Source organism: Exiguobacterium sp. s102, assembly GCF_018618635.1.
In the GTDB taxonomy this organism is placed as follows: Bacteria; Bacillota; Bacilli; order Exiguobacteriales; family Exiguobacteriaceae; genus Exiguobacterium_A; species Exiguobacterium_A oxidotolerans.
Genome location: NZ_JACSML010000001.1, coordinates 367738 through 387863 on the forward strand (window position 1 = coordinate 367738; position 20126 = coordinate 387863).

Consider the following 20126-nt stretch of genomic DNA (forward strand, 5'->3'; position numbering starts at 1 on the left):
TTAACATCTCTTCGGGAAAGTTTCGACTAGAAATTAAAACGTAGCTTGACAGAGTGGTCACAACTTTATATCATGTAATTCGTAACGGATACTCTTATTCTGAGCAGGTGGAGGGAACAAGGCCCGAAGAAACCCGGCAACCGTCCTACATTAAGAATTCTATTAATGAAGGAAAAGGTGCTCTCCTGAAGCGAAGTAAACACTTCGAACGATAAGAGGGTAAAGGAAGAACGCACAACCTTTCCCTGACCATTTTTTGGACATGGAGAGGTTTTTTTTCATTTTACCGTCCCACTCAACTAGGGGAAATGAGTACACCGTCAAATTCTTTTTTGGGAGGGTCAAACATGACAAACCTTAATCGCCGACTATTTACGTCGGAGTCAGTTACTGAAGGTCACCCGGATAAAATCTGTGACCAAATCTCGGATTCTATCTTAGATGCAATCCTCGCAGCCGATCCGAATGCTCGTGTCGCTGCTGAAACATCTGTCACGACAGGACTTGTCCTCGTCGCAGGTGAAATCACGACATCGACTTATGTCGATATCCCGAAAGTCGTTCGCGAAACAATTCGTGAGATTGGCTATACACGCGCTAAATATGGTTTCGATGCAGACACTTGTGCTGTATTGACTTCAATCGATGAGCAATCAGCAGATATCGCTCTCGGTGTTGACCAAGCGCTTGAAGCACGCGAAGGTAACATGTCAGATGAAGAAATCGATGCAATCGGTGCAGGGGACCAAGGTCTCATGTTCGGTTATGCAACGAAAGAAACGCCTGAATTGATGCCACTTCCGATCTCACTTTCACACAAACTTGCTCGTCGTCTCGCAGAAGTCCGTAAAACTGGACAACTTGACTACCTCCGTCCGGATGGTAAGACGCAAGTAACTGTAGAATACAATGAGAACAACGAACCGGTTCGTGTCGATACAATCGTCATCTCAACACAACATGCAGAAGAAGTGACGCTTGAGCAAATCCAAGCAGACCTGAAAGAGCATGTCATCGCACCTGTGATTCCATCAGAATACATCGATGCGGAAACAAAGTTCTTCATTAACCCGACAGGTCGCTTCGTCATCGGTGGACCACAAGGTGATGCAGGATTAACTGGACGTAAAATCATCGTTGATACGTATGGTGGCTATGCACGTCATGGCGGCGGCGCATTCTCTGGTAAAGATCCAACAAAAGTTGACCGTTCTGCAGCATATGCAGCACGTTACGTCGCGAAAAACCTCGTAGCTTCTGGTCTTGCAGATAAAGCAGAAGTTCAACTTGCGTATGCGATTGGTGTCGCGCACCCAGTATCGATTGCAGTTGATACGTTTGGAACAGGTAAACTTCCAGAAGCACAACTCGTCGAACTCGTTGCCGAAAATTTCGATCTTCGCCCAGCAGGGATCATCAAGATGCTTGATCTTCGCCGTCCGATTTATCGTCAGACAGCAGCTTATGGTCATTTCGGTCGTACAGATATCGAATTACCATGGGAGCAAACTGATAAAGCAGCAATTCTTGAAGAACAAGCGAAACGATTCGCTTAATTTTCAGTTCAGAAGCAGACTCGCACGAGTTTGTTTCTGAACTTTTTTTGTTTGTCTCGAATTTTGGAGGGAAACGAATGATTTTTCTAGAACAGGGTAAAAGAACATGTACCGGTAAACGGAAAAAAGGGGGAGTCCGATATGGAGATACGCGAAGCAATTCCTACTGATGCGGCACGCATTCATGATATTGCCATCACCTCTTGGATGGATACGTATGAAGAGATTTACTCGGAAAGCTCGAAAGCCCATTTCGTACAAGAGGCGTATCCGCAAGAAGAAGTCGTTCGAGCAATTCGGACGGCGGAGGAAGCGCGGGGAGAATATTTCAATGTCGCCATTATCGAGGAAGAAATCGTCGGTTTCATCCATGCAATCGATGTTGACGGCACGTGGGAAATCGTTCGCTTGTACGTACTACCGAAATATCAACAAAATGGGATTGGGCGAAAGTTGATTCGTGAACTTGAACACCAAGGTGCTTCCCCAATTGAAGTCTACGTTGAATCAAGAAATTATAAAGCGCGCCAGTTTCTAGTCTCTTTCGGTTTTAAAGAAGAAAGTGAAACGACTGAAGAAATTTTCGGTCAAGTGGAACCTGTGACACGCTTAAAGCGTATATATGAATGAAAATCCAACTTAAGATGGTTTTGACATCAAGATGTAAACGTTATAATACAGAGATACTTGTATGAAGAGGTGAGTTTGTGGAAGATCAAGCAACAGGAATTATCGTACTTGTCTATCCCCTTCAACTGCGAGCGACGCCGAGCGATGCGTTAATTCGAGTCCTTGAAAAGGATTATGAAGTGTTACGTGTAGATGCTCCGCGCCGGATATCGCTTGAGGAACATCAACAACTGCTGAAGGATGCTTTACGAGAAGCCGGAAAACGAAAGTTACCGATTCATATCATCGCCTGCAGCATGGGCGCACTCGTCGTCAACCGGCTACTGCAGGAATATGAATTGCCGATTGCGAGTTTGTCGTATATTTCGCCGTTATTTGATTGGCATAATTCAAAACAACTCGGTGGCGTCAAACAAGTATTTGCAAGTGCATTCGATCGTTTTCGACCGGATGCGCCACTCGGGATGTTGCCGTTTGGTCAAAATAGTGAAGATACGGCACGTCTCGGTGAGTTGACATATGCACAGTACCGGGAGATTGAAGAAGAAATCGTCTTACATGATGAAGAGCGGAAGAAACTACCGCGAGTCAACCTCGCTTGTTTTTATGCACCGGACGATCAATTCGCGGACGTAAAATATACGTTAGAGATTTGCCGGAAAATGGGTGGCGATCAAATCTATCTTCAACGGCTCCATGGATTTCCGCATTTCAGCTTTGAACGTCTCAATACGCGGTTCGCTGAAAAATTATTGCTTTTTTTGAAGATGGTTGAGGAATGACAAAAAAGACGCTGTCGTGCTGACAGCGTCTTTTGCTATTAATCGAGTGTTTGCTTTTTTAATTTTTTTTCGATGGCGATGATGAAAGGTGGATTGTTTTGTTGATTGAGAAAACGATACTGTAAGACGGCGTAGTCTTGCTGCGAAAGACTTTCGACATAATCGAGAACAGCATCCCGTTCACGTCTTCCTTCTACATGTCCATGATAGATGACGAGGACGATTAAACCGCCGGGTACGAGGACGGGTAACAAAGCACCTAGCGCTTCTAACGTATCTTCACCGGTCGTCGTGACGGACTTGTCACTTCCTGGTAAATAACCAAGATTGAAAACGCCCGCTCGAATCGGACGGGCTTCATTAACGAGGCGTGCGCCAACATGAATATGACTTTCGTGGTAAAGATCGACCCACTCTTTGACGTGAGCGGTTTCTAGACGACGTTTCGTTTCTTCAATCGCTTGTTCTTGTACATCGAAGGCGATGACACGACCGTCTGGTCCGACTTGTTCCGCAAGAAACAAGGTATCGTGACCATTTCCGGCAGTCATATCGACGACACAATCTCCTTCGTGGATGACAGATTCTAAGAGTTCTTTGGCATAAGGTAAGACGCGGGCTAGTGACATGGGTTCAGACTCCTGTTCAAGTAAGATTATTCTTTGTTCGTTCATCACGTATTCTTTTGTTCCTGATTATACCATTATTCCGATAATTCATTCAAAATGAAGTTTCTTGACAGAGCACAGAACAATTTCGTAAAGTGGCAAGGGTGAGAACTATATTGGAGGACACCTATTATGCCGAAATTACCTCGTGCGGTCTGGATCCTCGTGTTGGCGATGGCGATCAATACGACAGGAGCCTCTTTTTTATGGCCGTTTAATACATTATATATTCATGAATACTTAGGCGAATCCATGACCAAGGCAGGAATGGCCTTGTTCGTCAACTCTGCGCTCGCAATCGTCGGAAATTACATGGGTGGAAAAGCGTTTGATCGTTTAGGTGGGAAGCGGACGCTCATCATCAGTGTCATCGGACTCGTGATTGCTTCGATTGGTCTGCTGTTGTTCCATCAGACATTCATTGGTTATGTGACGATGCTTGGATTGATCGGTTTCGTCGGGGGGATGGTGTTCCCGACGATTTACGCATTAACCGGTCTGATTTGGCCAAAAGGCGGACGACGTGCCTTTAATGCAATCTATGTAGCACAAAACGTTGGAGTTGCGCTCGGTACGGCAGTCAGTGGTCAAATTGCTGCGATTGATATTCAATTTATCTTCATCGCGAACTTATTGCTCTATGTAGTGTTTGCGATTGTTCTGTTCATAGGTTTGAACTGGATTCAGGCGCCGCAGGTTAAACGACAAAAAGAGTTTACGACGGAAGAAGTCCGTGAGCCGTTATCGAAGGAGTCGGTTCGGACGATGCTCTACGTTTCAGTCGGGTATGCGTTGCTTTGGTTCGTTTACGTACAATGGCAAGGAACGTTTGCCGTCCACACGAAATCACTTGGTGTGACGATTTCCGAGTACTCGATTTTATGGACAATCAATGGAGCATTAATCGTCTTCGCACAACCGCTCTTGACGCCGATTTTAAGATGGTTCGGAGATGATTTAAAACGTCAATTATTGACGGGAACGGGCATCTTCTTATTATCCTATCTCATCGTACCGTTTGCTGAAGGTTTTGAAATGTTTCTTGTTGCGATGGTCATTTTAACGGTTGGAGAGATGTTCATCTGGCCAGCTGTCCCTGCGATGGCGGCACGACTTGCACCGATCGGTAAAGAAGGGGAATTCCAAGGGTACGTCAACATTGCGGCTTCCGCTGGACGGATGATTAGTCCGACGGTCGGTGGATTGATTTACGATTTATCTGGAATGAACGCAGTCTTCTTGACGCTAATCGGATTAATTTTACTTGCAGGTATCGTATTTGTTCGAGCAATTCCTAAAATCAATTAAGATATCTTAGACCAACTGTTTCGAAAATGAAATAGTTGGTCTTTTTTTTGCTGGACGGAATAAAAAAAATCAAATAGGGTAATAATTTAAAGAGGTAAAATTTAATTAATTAACCAAATTAAAGAAATTTAATTTTATTTTTATGGTCTTTTTTTTAACAGGAGGTGTACCAGAATGGCAAAGTGCGTTTTCATCGACGATCAAGCAACTTGGACAGCACTTATTTGCAATCAGCCGCTAGACATCTTTTACAGTTATGAATACGTTATGTTAAATGCACGAGAAGGGGAACATCCCGGGTTGATTTATTTTCAAGGAGAGGCCGGGAAACTGTTTTATCCTTTCTTAAAACGAGCTATTTTTGATACGGAGTATTGGGATTTGATTACTCCATACGGATATGGCGGCCCTGAAGTGGTGGGTGATTTGACTGAAAAAGAGTGGGCAGAGGCTCGAACTTCCTTTTATGACTGGGCGTTGCAGAAAAAGATTGTCACAGAGTTGATCCGATACAATCCGTTGACTGAAAATCAGCGGTTTGCGCACCACTGGACGCAAAAAGAATTTATTCGACATACTACGAGTATCGACTTACGACCATCCGTAGAAGAAATTACACAGACATTTCATAAAAAGACGCGGAGTATGGTTCGGAAATCATTGGCTTCTGACTTAGTTGTCCGACGAGGGACACACGAAGATTTACAATCATTCATTCAGTTGTATTATCAGACGATGGACCGAAAGGATGCCTCGAGCCATTACTACTTTTCTCGAGACTACTTCGAACAGTTATTTGAGTCGACGAGCCTCTGTACGCCGCTCCTCTTGATTGCAGAACTTAACGAGGAAATCATCGGAGGTTACTTCGTTTTACTTGGCCGAGAATTTGCACATGGTCATTTGATTGGCTGTAAGCGGGATGAACATAAGGTCTATCCAAATCAACGGTTAGAATTTGAGGCTATTTTATGTGCGAAAGATGCCGGGTTGGTCGAACAGCATTTAGGTGGCGGGTATAAAGAGCGTGATAGCCTGTTCGAGAGTAAGTGTCGCTATACGGGCTATCGTTTATTTGAATATCATTTAGGAAAAAATGTTCTACTGCCTGCTCAATATGAACAACTGTGCCAGCTCTATGGAGACGGAGAGTTGGAACATTATTTTCCGGGATATCGTTCGCAACCAACACTGATTTCGAAATGATAAAAACGACAGTCCATCACTGTCGTTTTTTTTGTTAAAATCAAAAAAAGGAGTGAATGGGATGCAAACGAGGGGTTTAATCTTCGATATGGATGGCGTCATTTTAGATAGTGAAATTCGCTACTTTGGGGTACATAAAAAAATGTTTCATCAACTCGGGATTCCACTTGATTTAGTTCAATATGCGACCTTCATGGGTAAGACGGGCGACGAGATGTGGCAGGAATTAATTGAACAACATCGCTTACCGCATCAAACGGATGTGTTACTTGCACAGGAACATGACTTATTTCAACAACACGCCAAGCCGGAAGACTGTGGATTAAAGGAAGGAGTTCATGAGTTGATGAGTATCGCTCGAAGCGAAGGTTACGGGATTGCAATTGCATCATCGAGTTCGCTTGAAAAAATTGAACGCGTCATCGCATTTTATGGGTTGACAGTCGACGCCTACACGAGCGGTTTTGAAGTCCCGCGCTCTAAACCGGACCCAGCTATCTTCGAGCTGACAGCAAAACGGATGGGTCTCGCCCCAGAGTCATGTATCGTCATTGAGGACGCGGCGAACGGCATGATGGGGGCGAAAAAAGCTGGGATGGAAGTCATCGCGTTACTCGACGACCGGATGCCGGGGCAGATGTTACATCACGCGGATCATCAGGTTTCAACACATGCTGCGATTGGAGAAATTTTACGGAAACGTTGACGGTTGATTAAGATTCAGATTAAACTAACTAATAGATAGTCAGATGCAACGAACTGAAGTAGTAGTGGAGACATTCCGTTTAGAGAACTGGTGGGTGGTGCAAACCAGTCGGAACTGTCCATGAACTCGTCAGGGAGCATGATTCGTGAACAACGAGTAGCGAATCCGGTCCTTCACACCGTTATCTGTGAGTCAAGCGGTCTGTCATTGACAGACAACGTGGGTGGTACCGCGGAAGCCAAACCGGTCTTTCGTCCCTATTCTTAGGGGCGGAGGACCGGTTTTTTTAATCAGAGGAGGAAGAATAGATGTCGTATAATCATCGTGAGATTGAACCAAAATGGCAAGCGCGCTGGGAACAGGATAACGCGTTCGTAACGACGGAAGACCCAAGTAAGGAAGGCTTTTATGCCCTCGACATGTTTCCTTATCCATCGGGAGCAGGACTGCATGTCGGACACCCGGAAGGATACACGGCAACGGATATCCTCGCTCGCATGAAACGGATGCAAGGGTATAACGTCCTTCACCCAATGGGATGGGATGCGTTCGGACTCCCGGCAGAACAGTATGCACTCGATACGGGGAATGACCCGCGTGAGTTCACGGCACAAAATATTGAAACGTTCAAACGTCAGTTGAAAGACCTCGGTTTTTCATATGATTGGGACCGTGAAATCAATACGACGGATCCGAAATACTACAAATGGACACAGTGGATCTTTACACAACTGTACGAAAAAGGACTTGCGTTCGTCGATGAAGTGGCAGTCAACTGGTGCCCGGCACTTGGAACGGTCCTTGCGAATGAAGAAGTCATCGATGGATTGTCTGAACGTGGAAATCATCCCGTCGTCCGTGTCCCGATGCGCCAGTGGGTCCTTAAGATTACGGAATACGCGGACCGTCTCCTCGACGATTTAGATGAACTCGATTGGCCGGAGTCGGTGAAAGAAATGCAGCGGAACTGGATTGGTAAATCGGAAGGTGCGGAAATCGACTTTACGATTGACGGCCACAAAAAACAAGTCACGGTCTTCACGACACGTCCGGATACAGTCTTCGGCGCAACGTACCTCGTCTTAGCACCGGAGCATCCATTCGTCGCGGACATCATGACAGCAGAACATCAGGCAGCAGTCGAACGTTATATCGCGTCTGTTCAGACGAAATCGGATCTTGAACGGACGGATCTTGCAAAAGAGAAGACAGGTGTCTTCACGGGTGCGTTCGCCGTCAACCCGATTTCTGGCGAACGTCTTCCGATCTGGATTGCCGACTATGTTCTTGCGACGTATGGAACAGGTGCCATCATGGCCGTTCCGGCACATGACGAACGCGATCATGAGTTTGCGAAACAGTTTGACCTTCCAATCATCGAAGTCGTAAAAGGCGGAAATGTCGACGAAGCAGCGTATACGGGAGAAGGGGAGCATGTCAATTCACAAATGCTCGACGGTCTCTCGAAGGCGGACGCAATCGAAACCATCATCGCGGAACTCGAAACGAACCAAGTCGGACGGAAGAAAATTACGTATCGTCTGCGTGACTGGCTCTTTAGCCGTCAACGCTATTGGGGCGAGCCGATTCCAGTCGTCCATATGGAAGATGGAACGATGAAGACGCTGGATAAAGAAGAGTTGCCGCTTGAACTTCCGATGATTCCTGAAATCAAACCGTCGGGAACAGGAGAGTCGCCGCTTGCTCTTGCAGAAGAGTGGCTCGACTATACGGATCCTGTGACAGGGATGAAAGGACGCCGCGAAACGAACACGATGCCACAATGGGGCGGTAGCTGCTGGTACTACCTTCGTTTCATCGATCCGCATAATGAAGAGGCACTCGCGGATCCGGAGAAATTAAAATACTGGCTTCCGGTCGATATTTATATCGGTGGGGCAGAACATGCGGTCCTTCACTTACTGTACGCACGTTTCTGGCACAAAGTGTTATACGACATCGGCGTTGTTCCGACAAAAGAGCCATTCCAAAAGCTGTATAACCAAGGGATGATTCTTGGCGAAAACAACGAAAAAATGTCGAAATCACGCGGGAACGTCATCAATCCGGATGAAATCGTCAAATCACACGGAGCAGATACGCTTCGTCTGTACGAAATGTTCATGGGACCACTCGATGCGTCCGTATCTTGGTCGGAAAATGGGCTCGACGGTGCACGTCGCTTCCTTGACCGCGTCTGGCGTTTGTTCGAACGGACTGCAGACATTCAAGATGTCGAGACGGTTGATGCCGACTTTGAACGTGTCTATCACCAGACCGTCAAGAAAGTGACGGAAGACTTCTCGAACATTCAATTCAACACAGGGATTTCGCAGTTGATGGTCTTCGTCAACGAAGCGAACAAACAGCAAGTGTTACCGCGTCACTTCCTTCGTGGATTCATTCAGTTGTTGACACCAGTCGCACCTCACCTCGGGGAAGAGTTATGGGAGCAACTAGGGTTTGAAGAGACATTAACGTATGCGGCATGGCCGACATATGATGAAACGAAACTCGTCAGTGATACGATAGAGTTCGTCATTCAAGTCAACGGAAAAGTCCGTTCAAAATTGACAATCAGTATCGACGCAACAAAAGAAGAAATCGAAGCACTCGCTTTTGCAGATGAAAAAACAAAAGAGTGGATTGGCGACAAGACGGTTCGTAAAGTCATCGTCGTACCGAAAAAGCTCATCAATATCGTAGCAAACTAATACGAATCCCCTTGCCCATGTAGTCATGGGGGAAGGGGATTGTTTTTGAATTCAGTCTCGCGTCCGCTTTTTTTTTAGTGCGCCTTCTGCTACACTGAATCAGAAACCGAGAGAGAAAGGCGATCTGTGTAAATGAAACGATCCTATATAGTCTATACAACGATTTTTGCCGTCGTCTCCGGTCTGATCCTTTGTATTCTACTCGTCTTCTCAAAACCAGAGACGTTAGTGCAAATTCAAGAGACCTTCACAAAAATCGAGACGCAATCAAAACACCAAGCGGCTGTCAAACAAGTGCCGCCAAGCCTTCCTTCTTCGATTCCGAATCCGGAAGAACCATTAATCAAGGATGTTCAACAGATGTTATATGATGATTCGATTGGTTCCTATCTTGTTGTGACGGAAGATTATCATTTCTTTGAAGTCAGTGGGACGGGCGAGCGAATCAATGCTTCCTTCCAATTGAAGAATGATGGCAAACTGTTACTCGCAGGGCTTGATGGAATGGCACTCGTTGATGGTGAAACGGTTGCATTACTGACATCAAATCAAATTCTTGTGACGATTACGCGAAAAGACGGTGCATGGTCGGAAGAAACGCGTGAAAAAATCAAAGGCACGACCATTCGAGATAATTTTCATGGGCTTGGGTACGATGCTGAAGAAAAAGAATTTTACACGATCAATAACATCCGGTCGTTAGGGCGCATCGAATTGACGTATTTTAAAATGAAGCAAGATGAAATTAAAATTGGTCCTGATGCGACAGCAAAAGAGAAAAAGAAACTCAAGAAAAAGCAGAAACCTCCGTATTTGACGGTTGTTACGCGAGATCGAATCGATGCTACAGATGGTATGCGAGCAGATGCAAAAAAAGCATTTGAAGAAAATTTCCGTCCGATTGGACTCGCAGAACGACAAGGGCGCATCTATACGTTGGACTCCGATTCCTTGTATCTTTATTCGATTGATGCGAAGGATAAGACGATCACGGGAGAATCTGCAAGTCCGAAAGTATACGGAGCAGAAGGAATCTTTGTTCAAGACAATGAACTGTTTGCTTTGGTCGAAACAGACAAATTTTCGAGCCGTTCGTTTACCCCGATCGATTGATCAAAAAATTAAAAAGGTGTCCGTTCGTGAAAAAAATCACGAACGAACACCTTTTTTTAATTACGTCGTTTGATTGAGTAGAGCAGCATTCGTTCCGGCACAGTGTCCTGTTACAAAAGCAGCTGTAATGTTGTAGCCGCCGGTATAACCATGAATGTCTAAAATTTCTCCGGCAAAGAATAGACCGTCTGCTTTTTTCGACATCATCGTTTTTGGATGGATTTCTTTGATTGAGACCCCTCCGCCCGTGACGAAGGCTTTATCAAAATCAAGTGTCCCGGTCGCATGAAGTGGGAAACGTTTTAATGTTGTCAGCAGTTGCGTGAAATCTTGTTTCTTCACTTGCGTACAAACTTCGTCACCAAAACCGATTTGTGTGAAGAGTAATTCAAGCAAACGTTCCGGTACGAATCCCTTTAAGGCGTTTCGGACGGTTTTTTTCGGATTGGCTGCAAGCGCAGCCTGAAAACGTTCCGTCAATGCTCCGATTGATTCTTCTGGGAATAAGTCGACCGATAAATGAACGATTCGTTCGCCGGAGCGTTTGCGTTCCTTGATTGTATATTGGCTGCAACGTAGTGCGATCGGACCACTCAGCCCGAAATGCGTAAAGAGCAAATCACCCGTGTGTGTTTTAATGGCTTTATCTTTTTTTCCGTGAACCGTCAAAGCGACGTCGCGGAGCGAGAGCCCTTGAAGTGATTTCGCTTGAATAGAAGCATCGTTCAGTAAGATCGGGACTTCGGTCGGGAAAAGTTCGGTAATCGTATGACCGGCTTTTTCAGCCCATGGGTACCCGTCACCGGTCGAACCCGTATGGGGCACGGATTGTCCACCGACTGCAACGACACAACTGTTCGCTTCAAGGCGTGTGCCGTCTTGCATGAGAACGGCTGCAAATGAACCGTCTGTGTGAAACTCGAGCGACGCGACTTCTGCATTCGTTTGAATCTCGGCACCGTGCGCTCGGATTTGATCAATCAAGACACGGACGACGTCAGCTGCTTTATCCGAGACAGGGAACATCCGCCCGTTATCTTCTTCTTTTAACGCCACACCAAACCCTTCGAACAGGTCGATGATCGACTCGTTACTGAATTGTGAAAAGGCGCTGTATAAAAAACGTCCGTTTCCTGGGATCGACTGGACGAGTTCGTCGAGCGGTTTACGATTCGTGACGTTACAACGCCCGCCACCGGAAATCGCAAGTTTTCTTCCCAATTTATTTCCTTTATCGAGCAGGAGTGTTTTCGCGCCTGCTTGTAAAGAGGCGAGCGTTGCCATCAAGCCGCTCGGTCCGCCTCCGATTACGATTACATCGTACATGCTGTCACCTCATTGAATAGTTTTCTGCTTGTTCCACTTTAGCAGAAGTTCGGTCTGTAAACAAACCGTCTCTTTCTTTTATGAGAGGGGAGCGGTATAATGATTTGCAATTGTGCATCATAGAACTTGTTAATTGAGACAATATATTATAGGTTGTCAAGCGTTGAACTACCTCCACCTACGCTTCGCTTAGAGGTAGAGGATTCCTGATCTTGGTTGTTTTCAAACTAAGAGTGTCGGACAATTGACGTGTCGGAAGACACGTCTTGCCCGAAGACGATTCATCTCCCACTCACACTAGGACTACGCGCTGAACGTTTAAAAGTGGGAGTATTCTCGTCTAATTTTAATAAAAAAAGAAAGCGTGAGGGAAGTTATCATGGCCACTGTTAACAAAAAGCAATCGACTTCATCCGGCAACTCGGGATTCGTTCGTGGAACGATGCTCTTGTCTGGAGCATCACTTATTTCACGAGCCCTTGGTCTGATTTACCTGTTTCCTTTTCAGTTTATGGTCGGTGCGACCGGCATCATGTTTTATACGTATGCGTATAACTACTATGCAATCATGATTGGGCTGGCGACAGCGGGTATTCCAGTCGCTGTCTCTAAATTCGTCGCTAAATATAATGCACTTGGCGAATACGATACGAGTGAACGTCTGTATCGTTCTGGATTAAAGATCATGTCTTTGACCGGGATCGTTTCGTTCATCGCCTTATTCTTACTTGCCCCCTATCTTGCACATCGGGCAATTCCTGGCGGTGACGTCAATTCGGCTTCTTACATCGATGCCGTGACGATGACGATTCGCGGGGTCAGCTTCGCGTTATTACTCATCCCACCGATGAGCATGACGCGCGGGTATTTTCAAGGTCACCAATCGATGGGACCCACAGCAATTTCGCAAATTCTTGAACAAATCGTTCGAATTGTTTTTTTACTGGCAGGTGTTAGCATTGCGATTTATATCTTCGATGCGGATGCAGCATGGGCCGCAACGATTGCAACCTTCAGTGCATTCATTGGAGCAATCGGCAGTGTGGCAATCCTCGTTTACTATTTCCGGAAGCGTGCTCCCGGATTACAAGAGTTACGTGACAGTCAAACGGTTCAATCACCGGAACGGCCGTTAACAGATCTCTACAAAGAACTTTTGACATATGCGATTCCGATCGTCATGGTCGGGTTATCGACGCCACTTTATCAAGTCATCGATCAAAATACGATGAACGCAGCCTTACAAAGTATCGGGTATACACTTGAGGCAGCGGGTAACGCGACAGCGTATTTAATTGCCGACAGTCATAAAATCGTCTTGATTCCTGTTTCGGTCGCAACCGGATTGTCGTTGTCGGCAACGCCGTTGTTGACAGCATCATTCACGCAAGGCAACATGAAAAAAGTTAAAAAACAAATTTCACAAATTTATCAATTGGCATTTTTCGTCACGATTCCAGCCGTCGTCGGGATGATTTTATTGAGTCAAGAGACATTCCATGTCCTCTTCCCGAAAGACCAGGAGGCATGGGTGTATCTTTTAAGTTATGCTCCAAGTGCGCTGTTCCTAGCGCTTTACTCTGTAACAGCGGCCGTCTTACAAGGAATCAATCGCCAATACTTTACAATCATTGCGACACTTGCCGGACTAGTGACGAAGTATTTACTAAACGCACCGTTGATTCATTTGACAGGTGACGGAACGGGTGCCGGGTATGCAACGATTCTCGGGTACCTCGTCGCGACAGGGTTAATGTTCTTCCGCATCACTCAAACGGTCGATTTTCCGTTCAGTAGTGTCTTGCGCCGGACATCGTTAATCATGATCATCAGTGCCATCATGGGCATCGGTGTTGCACTCGTGAAATGGGGAATGGTTGCATTCTTGCCAGAAACGACACTTGCGTCACTCGCGATTTTAATCGTCGGTGCGGGACTTGGCATCGTAATTTTTGCCGGATTAGCCATTTGGACGGGACTGGCAGAAGCAGTATTAGGAAGAAAATTTTCAATGAAACGAGGACGTGGCAATGCGGCTAGATAAATTGTTATCCAATATGGGGGCAGGCTCCCGTAAAGAAGTCAAACAACTCTTAAAATCCGGTGCGATTCAAGTAGATGGTGAGATTGTACTCGACCCGAAACAGCATGTCGATGTCGAGACACAAGATATTCTCATGTATGGTGAACCTGTCGTTTACCAAAAGTATATCTACTTGATGATGAACAAACCGCCTGGTGTAATCAGTGCGACGGAAGACAAGCGGGACCAAACAGTGATTGAGTTATTGTTCGAGGACGTGACGTACTTCAAACCATTCCCGGTCGGACGACTGGATAAAGACACGGAAGGTTTATTACTGTTGACGAACGACGGTTCATTTAATCATGCGTTGATGTCACCGAAAAAACATGTTGCGAAAACGTACTATGCAGAAGTCATCGGTACGTTGACGGAAGAAGACGTGATTGAAGTACAAGAAGGTGTCACGTTGGAGGATGGATATAAAACGAAACCGGGGAAACTCGTGATCTTAGAGGCAACGGATGAGACATCGACTCTGGAACTGACGATTACAGAAGGCAAGTTCCATCAAGTCAAACGGATGATGCTGGCGTTAGGAAAAGAAGTGACGTATTTAAAACGTCTATCGATTGGTGAATTGCCACTTGATTCGACACTCGAACCAGGTGAGTACCGTGAACTGACGCGTGGCGAGTTAGCGCTGTTCGACTGGACACCGGAATAAGTGTCGTGTCAAAAAACGCTCCTGCACTTGGCAGAAGCGTTTTTTTATTTGGATTCCATCAATTGAAGAGCAGATTAAACGTTCCGGAGTGCTTCCGCGATTGGGAAAGGACCGCTTAATACTTCGAATTGACGTGATTGTGTTTTGTGGTCGACTAATGTCACGAGCAGTGTGGCGACATCGGCACGTGGGACTTTACGATCTTCGTACGATTCAAAGTGTTCTTTGATTTCGACTGTACCACTTGCGTCCTCATCACTCAATGGACCAGGGCGGACGATTGTGTAATCAAGTCCACTCGCTCTTAAGTGTTCGTCGGCAGCGGCCTTTGATTCGAGATAAACTTTTAGTTCGCCACGCGGATTATCCGTACCGACAGAGCTGAGCATGATGAAGCGTTCAATTCCGTTTGCTTTTGATGCATCGATGACTTTGATGGCTCCATCTTTATCGACAGCGCGAGTCAATTCGTCCGATGCTCCACCGGCACCTGCTGCGAAAATCGTAACGTCAGCATCTTTAACGACATTCGACATGTCTTCTGTTAAATCACCGATTCGTACTTCAGATGCACCAAGAGCGATTAAATCGTTTATTTGATTTTCTTCTCGGACCACAGCAATCGCTTGATGTTGTCCTTGTTTTGCAATCAATTCAACCATTTTTCGACCTGTTGTTCCGTTTGCTCCAATAATAATGATATTCATTCAAATCATCTCCTTCTCTAGACTAGGTATACCCGTCTGTTAAAAATAAAAACAAAAAAAGACGCGAAGGATTCGCGTCGTAAAAGAAAAATAGTGTTGAAACTGCTTGATTAACCGGCTTGGCGTTGCTTTTTACTTGATGTCCAAGTACCACGTCTTGGGCTCACAATGAGATTGTTGTATTCGAGCACATTCAAATCCCGTTGAACGGTCCTTGATGTGATGCCAAACTCTTCAACCAACTCTGCTGTCGTAGTAGCTCCGTTCTCGTTGATAAAGAGATAGATCGACTTAATTCGGGTCAACATACGGTCTGTAGAATCTTTCATTGGTATAACCACTCCCCCAATGGATAGAATAGTGTTCTAAAACTTCGGGTGACAATAGACGGTGATATATCAAGTTGTTTCGTCTTTAGTATAACTCTTTCAGTATAGAATGCAAGTAATTTAACCGAACGTTATTGAAAAAAACATACAAATTGAACATTGATTAACGAATGTAATCGTTTTATTATTTTTTAATGTTCGTCTTAATAAGAGAAATGGAAGAATTAAGATTTTGGATGTTCGTAATCGCCGAACATTCGCTATACTGAAAAGGTGAACGTATTAACGGATAAGGGAGAGGTGTCATATGGTAAATTGGAAAGAAGAAGTTTTAACGCGACGCGAAGCACTTTTGACAGACTTAAAAGAGTTGTTACGCATACCGAGTATACTCGATGAAACAACAATTCAAGAAGGGGCGCCGTTTGGTCTAGAAGTCAAACGTGCACTTGATTGGATGTTAGCGACTGGGGAGCGCGATGGGTTCAAAACAAAAAATGTCGACGGTTATGCAGGGCACCTTGAATATGGTGAAGGTGAAGAACTGCTCGGGATTCTTTGCCATCTCGACGTTGTTCCTGCTGGAGGGGACAGCTGGACGTATGGACCGTTCAATCCGACGCTAGCGGACGGAAAACTATATGCACGTGGTGCGATTGATGATAAAGGACCGACGATTGCGGCATACTATGCGTTAAAAATCGTCAAAGAGTTAGGGTTACCGTTATCGAAACGGATTCGTTTAATTGCTGGTGGAGATGAAGAGAGCGAATGGCGTTGTGTCAATCACTACTTCAAGCATGAAGAGATGCCGACGATTGGATTTGCACCAGACGCTGATTTTCCAATCATCAATGCTGAAAAAGGATTATATGATGGCCTTTTGATCCAAGGGAAACCAGCACAAACTGCAGACACAGGTTATCATCTCGTAACGTTCGTAGGCGGAGAACGTCCGAACATGGTACCGGGTCATGCGACAGCGACGGTCCATGTAGCTGAACACGGATCGATTGAATCTTCATTCCATGCCTACCTGGAAGAGCAAGGATTGACAGGGACAGTGAAGCAAACGGCAGAAGGTCTTGTCTTTGACGTCTTCGGAGTAGCAGCGCATGCGATGGAGCCGGATAATGGTAAAAACGCGGCATTACACCTTGCTCGTTTCTTAAGTACGCTTCACCTCGACTACAATGGACGGCGTTACATCGAACTCGTCATGCATATGTTCCGTGATTCACGCGGTGTCGCATTGGGTGTCGCGGCATCAGATGAAACGGGGGATTTAACGATCAATGGTGGTGTCTTCCGCTATGAAGAGGGACAAGGAACGGCGTCACTCAATATTCGTTATCCGCACAGCGCTGATTTCACGGAGCGTCTACAGTTGATCAAGGAAGCGGCTTCGGCCTATGGTTTCGACCTTCAGACGCGGACGCACATGCCACCGCACCATGTTGATCCAGAACATGAATTGATTCAGACGCTCAGTGCTGTCTATGAACGTCACACGAATCAAAAAGCGGACTTGATTGCAATTGGTGGAGGCACGTACGCGCGTTCGTTAACAGCAGGTGTTGCATTCGGTCCAGTTTTCCCGGGTGGTCCGGAAGTCGCGCACCAAGTCGATGAATACGTTGATTTTGAAGAGTTATTGTTAGCGGTCGCGATTTATGCAGAAGCGATTTATGAACTAGCCAAATAATATGGACATGAATCCCCCGGCACACCGATGACGGGGGATTGATTCTTGAAAGGAAGTACACCGCGTGATCAATCGTCAAAAATATCACTTTCAGGCACTCTACTTTTTTATCTTCTTCGGGCAAGGTGCACTCATTCCGTACTTAACGCTTTATTTTTCGAATGATGCGTTTCAGTTATCTGGTTCAGAAATCGGGACGATTGTTGCGATCGGTCCGATTTTATCGATTTTGTTGCAACCACTATGGGGACTCGCGGCTGATCGTTTTGGTCGACCGAAACGTCTGTTGCTCGTTGCGCTCCTCGCAGCAGCAGGATTTACTGTCAGTTATTTACTGACATCGGTCTACATCCTGCTCTTATTGATTGCATGTTTATGGGCCTTATTCCAATGTGCACATATTCCGTTAGTCGATACACTCGCCATTGAATTTTCGAAGCGGAAATCAGTCGATTATGGCGCACTTCGTTTATTCGGTTCAGCTGGTTTTGCGCTTGCTGTCTTCGTACTTGGGCAGGTGACAGAAGGGGGGACGCTCGGAGCGATTTTTTATGCAAGTGGAGCAGCGCTGATTTTAGCGTTCTTAGTATTGATTGGTATCGAAGCAGCTCCAGTCCAGTTGACGGTCAGTGAACGGATGCCCGTTTCACGACTATTTTCAAATAAGCGCTTCCTGTTATTTTTAGCAGGTGGAAGTCTCGTCTTTGGTCCGATTTTTGCGAACAACTATTATTTCGGAAGTTATGTTACGATTCGAGGCGAATCGACGGCACTCGTCGGGACCTTATTTTTTGTAGCTGTCCTCTGCGAAATTCCGTTCATGCGAATTGCGACACGTGTCTTAATGCGATTTGGCGCGATTCCTGTCCTCGCGTTTGTCTCAATTTTATCTGCTGTTCGGACGGGATTGCTTGCTTTAGAACCACCGGTCTTCTCGTTATGGATCCTTGCGGCACTACAAGGGATGATTGTTGGATTACTGATTCCCGTTGCGCTGGACTATGTGCGTTCGCTTGTCCCATCATCAATGGTAGCTACGGCTGTCAGTACATATATGGCTACTACGACGGGACTTGCGACCGCGATTTTCAATTTGATGAGTGGCGTTGTCCTCGAACAATGGACAATTTATAGTGTCTTTTGGGTATATACAAGTAGTAGCTTGCTTGGGGCAGTGCTCTATCTGATAAGTGGAAGGATCAAGGAGTGATTAAATTGGACCGACATTATTTTATCGCGATTCCTGTACCGCTCCTCGAGTTGAAGCAGTTATCTGAAGCGGTTAATCTTGGTCATTACTATCAACAGGTCTACGGCCAGGAAGACTTTCATCTGACATTACATTTCTTAGGTGGATTGACGGAGCGCGAATTGAATGAATGGCAATGTCGTCTTAAAGAAATTGCAGCTACTGTTCAGCCGTTCACTTTGATAATCAATCATCTCGTTACGTTCGGCAATGAGGACCGTCCACGTGTTTTCGCTGCGGGGGTGGAAGAGACGACTTCTTTATTACGACTCGCGAATCAACTGGCTCCGGAACGACATAAACCGTTCGTTCCTCATATCACACTTGCGAAACGCTGGAATGCAGACTGTGAAGAACCATTGCCAGACATGACGCTACAAGCGAAAATTAATGTCACGGAACTTATTTTATATGAAATCCATCCAGCTAATCGTCCGAGATATCGAATCAATACCTTAGCTAGATGCGGGAAAGAACAGTGAGGTGATCTCATGGCGTTATTGATGAAGTTATATGATTTAGAGAGTAAGTATGAGAAGAACCCGCTCGAAGTCTCAAAACGCTACAAAGAGCAACGGCAGTTAGACTACGAGAATCTATTCCATAAGTGGGAAGCTGGAGACTTGTTTCCGGGCGAGACGATCGTCCGTCCTAAGAAATGGTGGCAATTTTTCAAATCTCCTGTCGTCGTCCAGTTACCAGGGAAACAGATCTCAAAGCCAGCGTTTGATAAATGGTATAAAAAACGAGTCGAGATTCAAAAGTTGCTCTATGTAGCGGGCGGGGCAACTAAAGATGAGATATGGAAATTGCCGCTTCGGCGACACCTCGACTTTTATCAGATGGTCCATCTGTTAAATGATCAATACGGTTTGTTTTATCGTGCTGTCATTCATTATCAACAAGGAGAAGTCGAGTTAAGTTCCTTTGCCGTCGGCCCATCCGCGATTTATTTACTCGATTGGTTGGATGGAGAAGAGAGCATCTATCATATTAAACGAGAGAAATTATGGCGTGAGCAGCCGTTTAAGGCACCGACGAAAAACATTCTGAATCCGTTGATCAGTTTGAAACGGACAGAAGATATTTTACGGCTTGTTTTAGGAAGTGAACTTGAACTACCAATCGAACGAGTCGTCATTGCGTCGAAAGGTTATTTTGATCAACTGCCGAAAGAGTCGAAAACTACTTATGTAAGTAAAGTCGATTTTGCACACTGGTTACACAAAATGAATACATCCGCCCCCTATACAAAAGCTTTTCAAATGCGAGTTTGTGAAAAGATACTAAAAGAAACGTCATCGATCACATTTCAAATGGCGGTCAATGATCAAGAGAATGAACGGATTCAGACGTGAGGAGGGAGCGGCAAAAATT

Annotated in this window: 18 protein-coding genes, 1 riboswitch and 1 other annotated feature; of the genes, 14 read left to right on the top strand and 4 right to left on the bottom strand. The window is 45.5% G+C overall.

The genetic code is table 11. The features are described 5' to 3' along the window. Positions 1–91: 91 nt before the first annotated feature. Positions 92–218: riboswitch (SAM riboswitch) on the top strand. Positions 219–347: 129 nt separating this feature from the next. The 3 genes from metK (at position 348) to KNQ02_RS01780 (ending at position 2968) form a co-directional block, all read left to right on the top strand. Further along, entirely contained in the window at positions 348–1556 is a 1209-nt protein-coding gene (gene metK / locus KNQ02_RS01770; RefSeq protein WP_088837662.1) for a methionine adenosyltransferase, read from the top strand. A gap of 141 nt (positions 1557–1697) precedes the next feature. Then, complete coding sequence (locus tag KNQ02_RS01775; protein ID WP_088837661.1) at positions 1698–2186, top strand: GNAT family N-acetyltransferase; 489 nt, start codon at positions 1698–1700, stop codon at positions 2184–2186. A gap of 77 nt (positions 2187–2263) precedes the next feature. Continuing rightward, positions 2264–2968 (top strand): alpha/beta fold hydrolase, encoded by a 705-nt coding sequence (locus tag KNQ02_RS01780; RefSeq protein ID WP_088837660.1) that lies wholly within the window; start codon positions 2264–2266, stop codon positions 2966–2968. Between the two features lie 38 nt (positions 2969–3006). Here KNQ02_RS01780 and mnmM read toward each other — a convergent pair whose 3' ends face one another. Then, the gene (mnmM, locus tag KNQ02_RS01785; RefSeq protein ID WP_157898525.1) at positions 3007–3642 is read right to left on the bottom strand and encodes a tRNA 5-(aminomethyl)-2-thiouridylate-methyltransferase MnmM; all 636 of its coding nucleotides are present in this window, start codon (positions 3640–3642) and stop codon (positions 3007–3009) included. Between the two features lie 126 nt (positions 3643–3768). On the opposite strand from mnmM, the gene KNQ02_RS01790 reads away from it, so the two are divergent. The 5 genes from KNQ02_RS01790 (at position 3769) to KNQ02_RS01810 (ending at position 10683) form a co-directional block, all read left to right on the top strand. Beyond that, on the top strand, positions 3769–4944 hold the full coding sequence (locus KNQ02_RS01790) for an MDR family MFS transporter (protein ID WP_088837658.1): 1176 nt from the start codon (positions 3769–3771) through the stop codon (positions 4942–4944). A gap of 174 nt (positions 4945–5118) precedes the next feature. Further along, entirely contained in the window at positions 5119–6150 is a 1032-nt protein-coding gene (locus KNQ02_RS01795; protein ID WP_214768774.1) for a peptidoglycan bridge formation glycyltransferase FemA/FemB family protein, read from the top strand. Positions 6151–6211: 61 nt separating this feature from the next. Further along, a complete protein-coding gene (locus KNQ02_RS01800) occupies positions 6212–6856 on the top strand; it encodes an HAD family hydrolase (RefSeq protein WP_088837655.1) in 645 nt (214 codons plus the stop codon). Between the two features lie 39 nt (positions 6857–6895). Continuing rightward, positions 6896–7118 (top strand) — a binding site (T-box leader). A 46-nt stretch (positions 7119–7164) separates the two neighbouring features. Next, positions 7165–9570: a leucine--tRNA ligase gene (gene leuS, locus KNQ02_RS01805; RefSeq protein ID WP_214767963.1), complete on the top strand. Its 2406-nt coding sequence runs from the start codon at positions 7165–7167 to the stop codon at positions 9568–9570. Between the two features lie 132 nt (positions 9571–9702). Continuing rightward, positions 9703–10683 (top strand): hypothetical protein, encoded by a 981-nt coding sequence (locus KNQ02_RS01810; protein WP_214768772.1) that lies wholly within the window; start codon positions 9703–9705, stop codon positions 10681–10683. Positions 10684–10743: 60 nt separating this feature from the next. On the opposite strand, the gene KNQ02_RS01815 is transcribed toward KNQ02_RS01810, so the two are convergent. Next, positions 10744–12009 (bottom strand): BaiN/RdsA family NAD(P)/FAD-dependent oxidoreductase, encoded by a 1266-nt coding sequence (locus KNQ02_RS01815; RefSeq protein WP_214768770.1) that lies wholly within the window; start codon positions 12007–12009, stop codon positions 10744–10746. Positions 12010–12388: 379 nt separating this feature from the next. Here KNQ02_RS01815 and KNQ02_RS01820 point away from each other — a divergent pair, with 379 nt between their 5' ends. Then, a complete protein-coding gene (locus KNQ02_RS01820) occupies positions 12389–14053 on the top strand; it encodes a putative polysaccharide biosynthesis protein (protein ID WP_214768768.1) in 1665 nt (554 codons plus the stop codon). Then, a complete protein-coding gene (locus tag KNQ02_RS01825; RefSeq protein WP_029331204.1) occupies positions 14040–14759 on the top strand; it encodes a pseudouridine synthase in 720 nt (239 codons plus the stop codon). The genes KNQ02_RS01820 and KNQ02_RS01825 overlap by 14 nt, the downstream gene beginning before the upstream one ends. A gap of 74 nt (positions 14760–14833) precedes the next feature. Here the strand turns inward: KNQ02_RS01825 and KNQ02_RS01830 are convergent, their stop codons facing one another. Next, on the bottom strand, positions 14834–15466 hold the full coding sequence (locus KNQ02_RS01830; protein WP_088837650.1) for an SDR family oxidoreductase: 633 nt from the start codon (positions 15464–15466) through the stop codon (positions 14834–14836). Between the two features lie 110 nt (positions 15467–15576). Further along, a complete protein-coding gene (locus tag KNQ02_RS01835) occupies positions 15577–15795 on the bottom strand; it encodes a DeoR family transcriptional regulator (RefSeq protein ID WP_029331202.1) in 219 nt (72 codons plus the stop codon). Between the two features lie 307 nt (positions 15796–16102). Between KNQ02_RS01835 and pepV the strand changes: the two genes are divergently transcribed. The 4 genes from pepV to KNQ02_RS01855 all read left to right on the top strand — a co-directional run bounded on the left by pepV (position 16103) and on the right by KNQ02_RS01855 (position 20107). After that, positions 16103–17500, top strand: coding sequence for a dipeptidase PepV (pepV, locus tag KNQ02_RS01840; protein WP_088837649.1), 1398 nt, complete (start codon positions 16103–16105; stop codon positions 17498–17500). A 64-nt stretch (positions 17501–17564) separates the two neighbouring features. Continuing rightward, on the top strand, positions 17565–18710 hold the full coding sequence (locus KNQ02_RS01845; RefSeq protein WP_088837648.1) for an MFS transporter: 1146 nt from the start codon (positions 17565–17567) through the stop codon (positions 18708–18710). Between the two features lie 5 nt (positions 18711–18715). Continuing rightward, complete coding sequence (gene thpR, locus KNQ02_RS01850; protein ID WP_214768766.1) at positions 18716–19231, top strand: RNA 2',3'-cyclic phosphodiesterase; 516 nt, start codon at positions 18716–18718, stop codon at positions 19229–19231. A 9-nt stretch (positions 19232–19240) separates the two neighbouring features. Further along, positions 19241–20107, top strand: a complete 867-nt coding sequence (locus KNQ02_RS01855) for a hypothetical protein (protein ID WP_214807224.1) — start codon at positions 19241–19243, stop codon at positions 20105–20107. The last annotated feature ends 19 nt before the right edge of the window (positions 20108–20126 follow it).

What these genes read in the sequence shown, in the direction of transcription:
- KNQ02_RS01795 (WP_214768774.1), top strand. Translation starts at nt 5,119, where the DNA reads ATGGCAAAGTGCGTTTTCATCGACGATCAAGCAACTTGGACAGCACTT.
- mnmM (WP_157898525.1), bottom strand. Translation starts at nt 3,642, where the DNA reads ATGAACGAACAAAGAATAATCTTACTTGAACAGGAGTCTGAACCCATG.
- KNQ02_RS01830 (WP_088837650.1), bottom strand. Translation starts at nt 15,466, where the DNA reads ATGAATATCATTATTATTGGAGCAAACGGAACAACAGGTCGAAAAATG.
- metK (WP_088837662.1), top strand. Translation starts at nt 348, where the DNA reads ATGACAAACCTTAATCGCCGACTATTTACGTCGGAGTCAGTTACTGAA.
- KNQ02_RS01815 (WP_214768770.1), bottom strand. Translation starts at nt 12,009, where the DNA reads ATGTACGATGTAATCGTAATCGGAGGCGGACCGAGCGGCTTGATGGCA.
- KNQ02_RS01825 (WP_029331204.1), top strand. Translation starts at nt 14,040, where the DNA reads ATGCGGCTAGATAAATTGTTATCCAATATGGGGGCAGGCTCCCGTAAA.
- KNQ02_RS01775 (WP_088837661.1), top strand. Translation starts at nt 1,698, where the DNA reads ATGGAGATACGCGAAGCAATTCCTACTGATGCGGCACGCATTCATGAT.
- pepV (WP_088837649.1), top strand. Translation starts at nt 16,103, where the DNA reads ATGGTAAATTGGAAAGAAGAAGTTTTAACGCGACGCGAAGCACTTTTG.
- KNQ02_RS01800 (WP_088837655.1), top strand. Translation starts at nt 6,212, where the DNA reads ATGCAAACGAGGGGTTTAATCTTCGATATGGATGGCGTCATTTTAGAT.
- KNQ02_RS01835 (WP_029331202.1), bottom strand. Translation starts at nt 15,795, where the DNA reads ATGAAAGATTCTACAGACCGTATGTTGACCCGAATTAAGTCGATCTAT.
- KNQ02_RS01810 (WP_214768772.1), top strand. Translation starts at nt 9,703, where the DNA reads ATGAAACGATCCTATATAGTCTATACAACGATTTTTGCCGTCGTCTCC.
- KNQ02_RS01820 (WP_214768768.1), top strand. Translation starts at nt 12,389, where the DNA reads ATGGCCACTGTTAACAAAAAGCAATCGACTTCATCCGGCAACTCGGGA.
- KNQ02_RS01855 (WP_214807224.1), top strand. Translation starts at nt 19,241, where the DNA reads ATGGCGTTATTGATGAAGTTATATGATTTAGAGAGTAAGTATGAGAAG.
- KNQ02_RS01790 (WP_088837658.1), top strand. Translation starts at nt 3,769, where the DNA reads ATGCCGAAATTACCTCGTGCGGTCTGGATCCTCGTGTTGGCGATGGCG.
- leuS (WP_214767963.1), top strand. Translation starts at nt 7,165, where the DNA reads ATGTCGTATAATCATCGTGAGATTGAACCAAAATGGCAAGCGCGCTGG.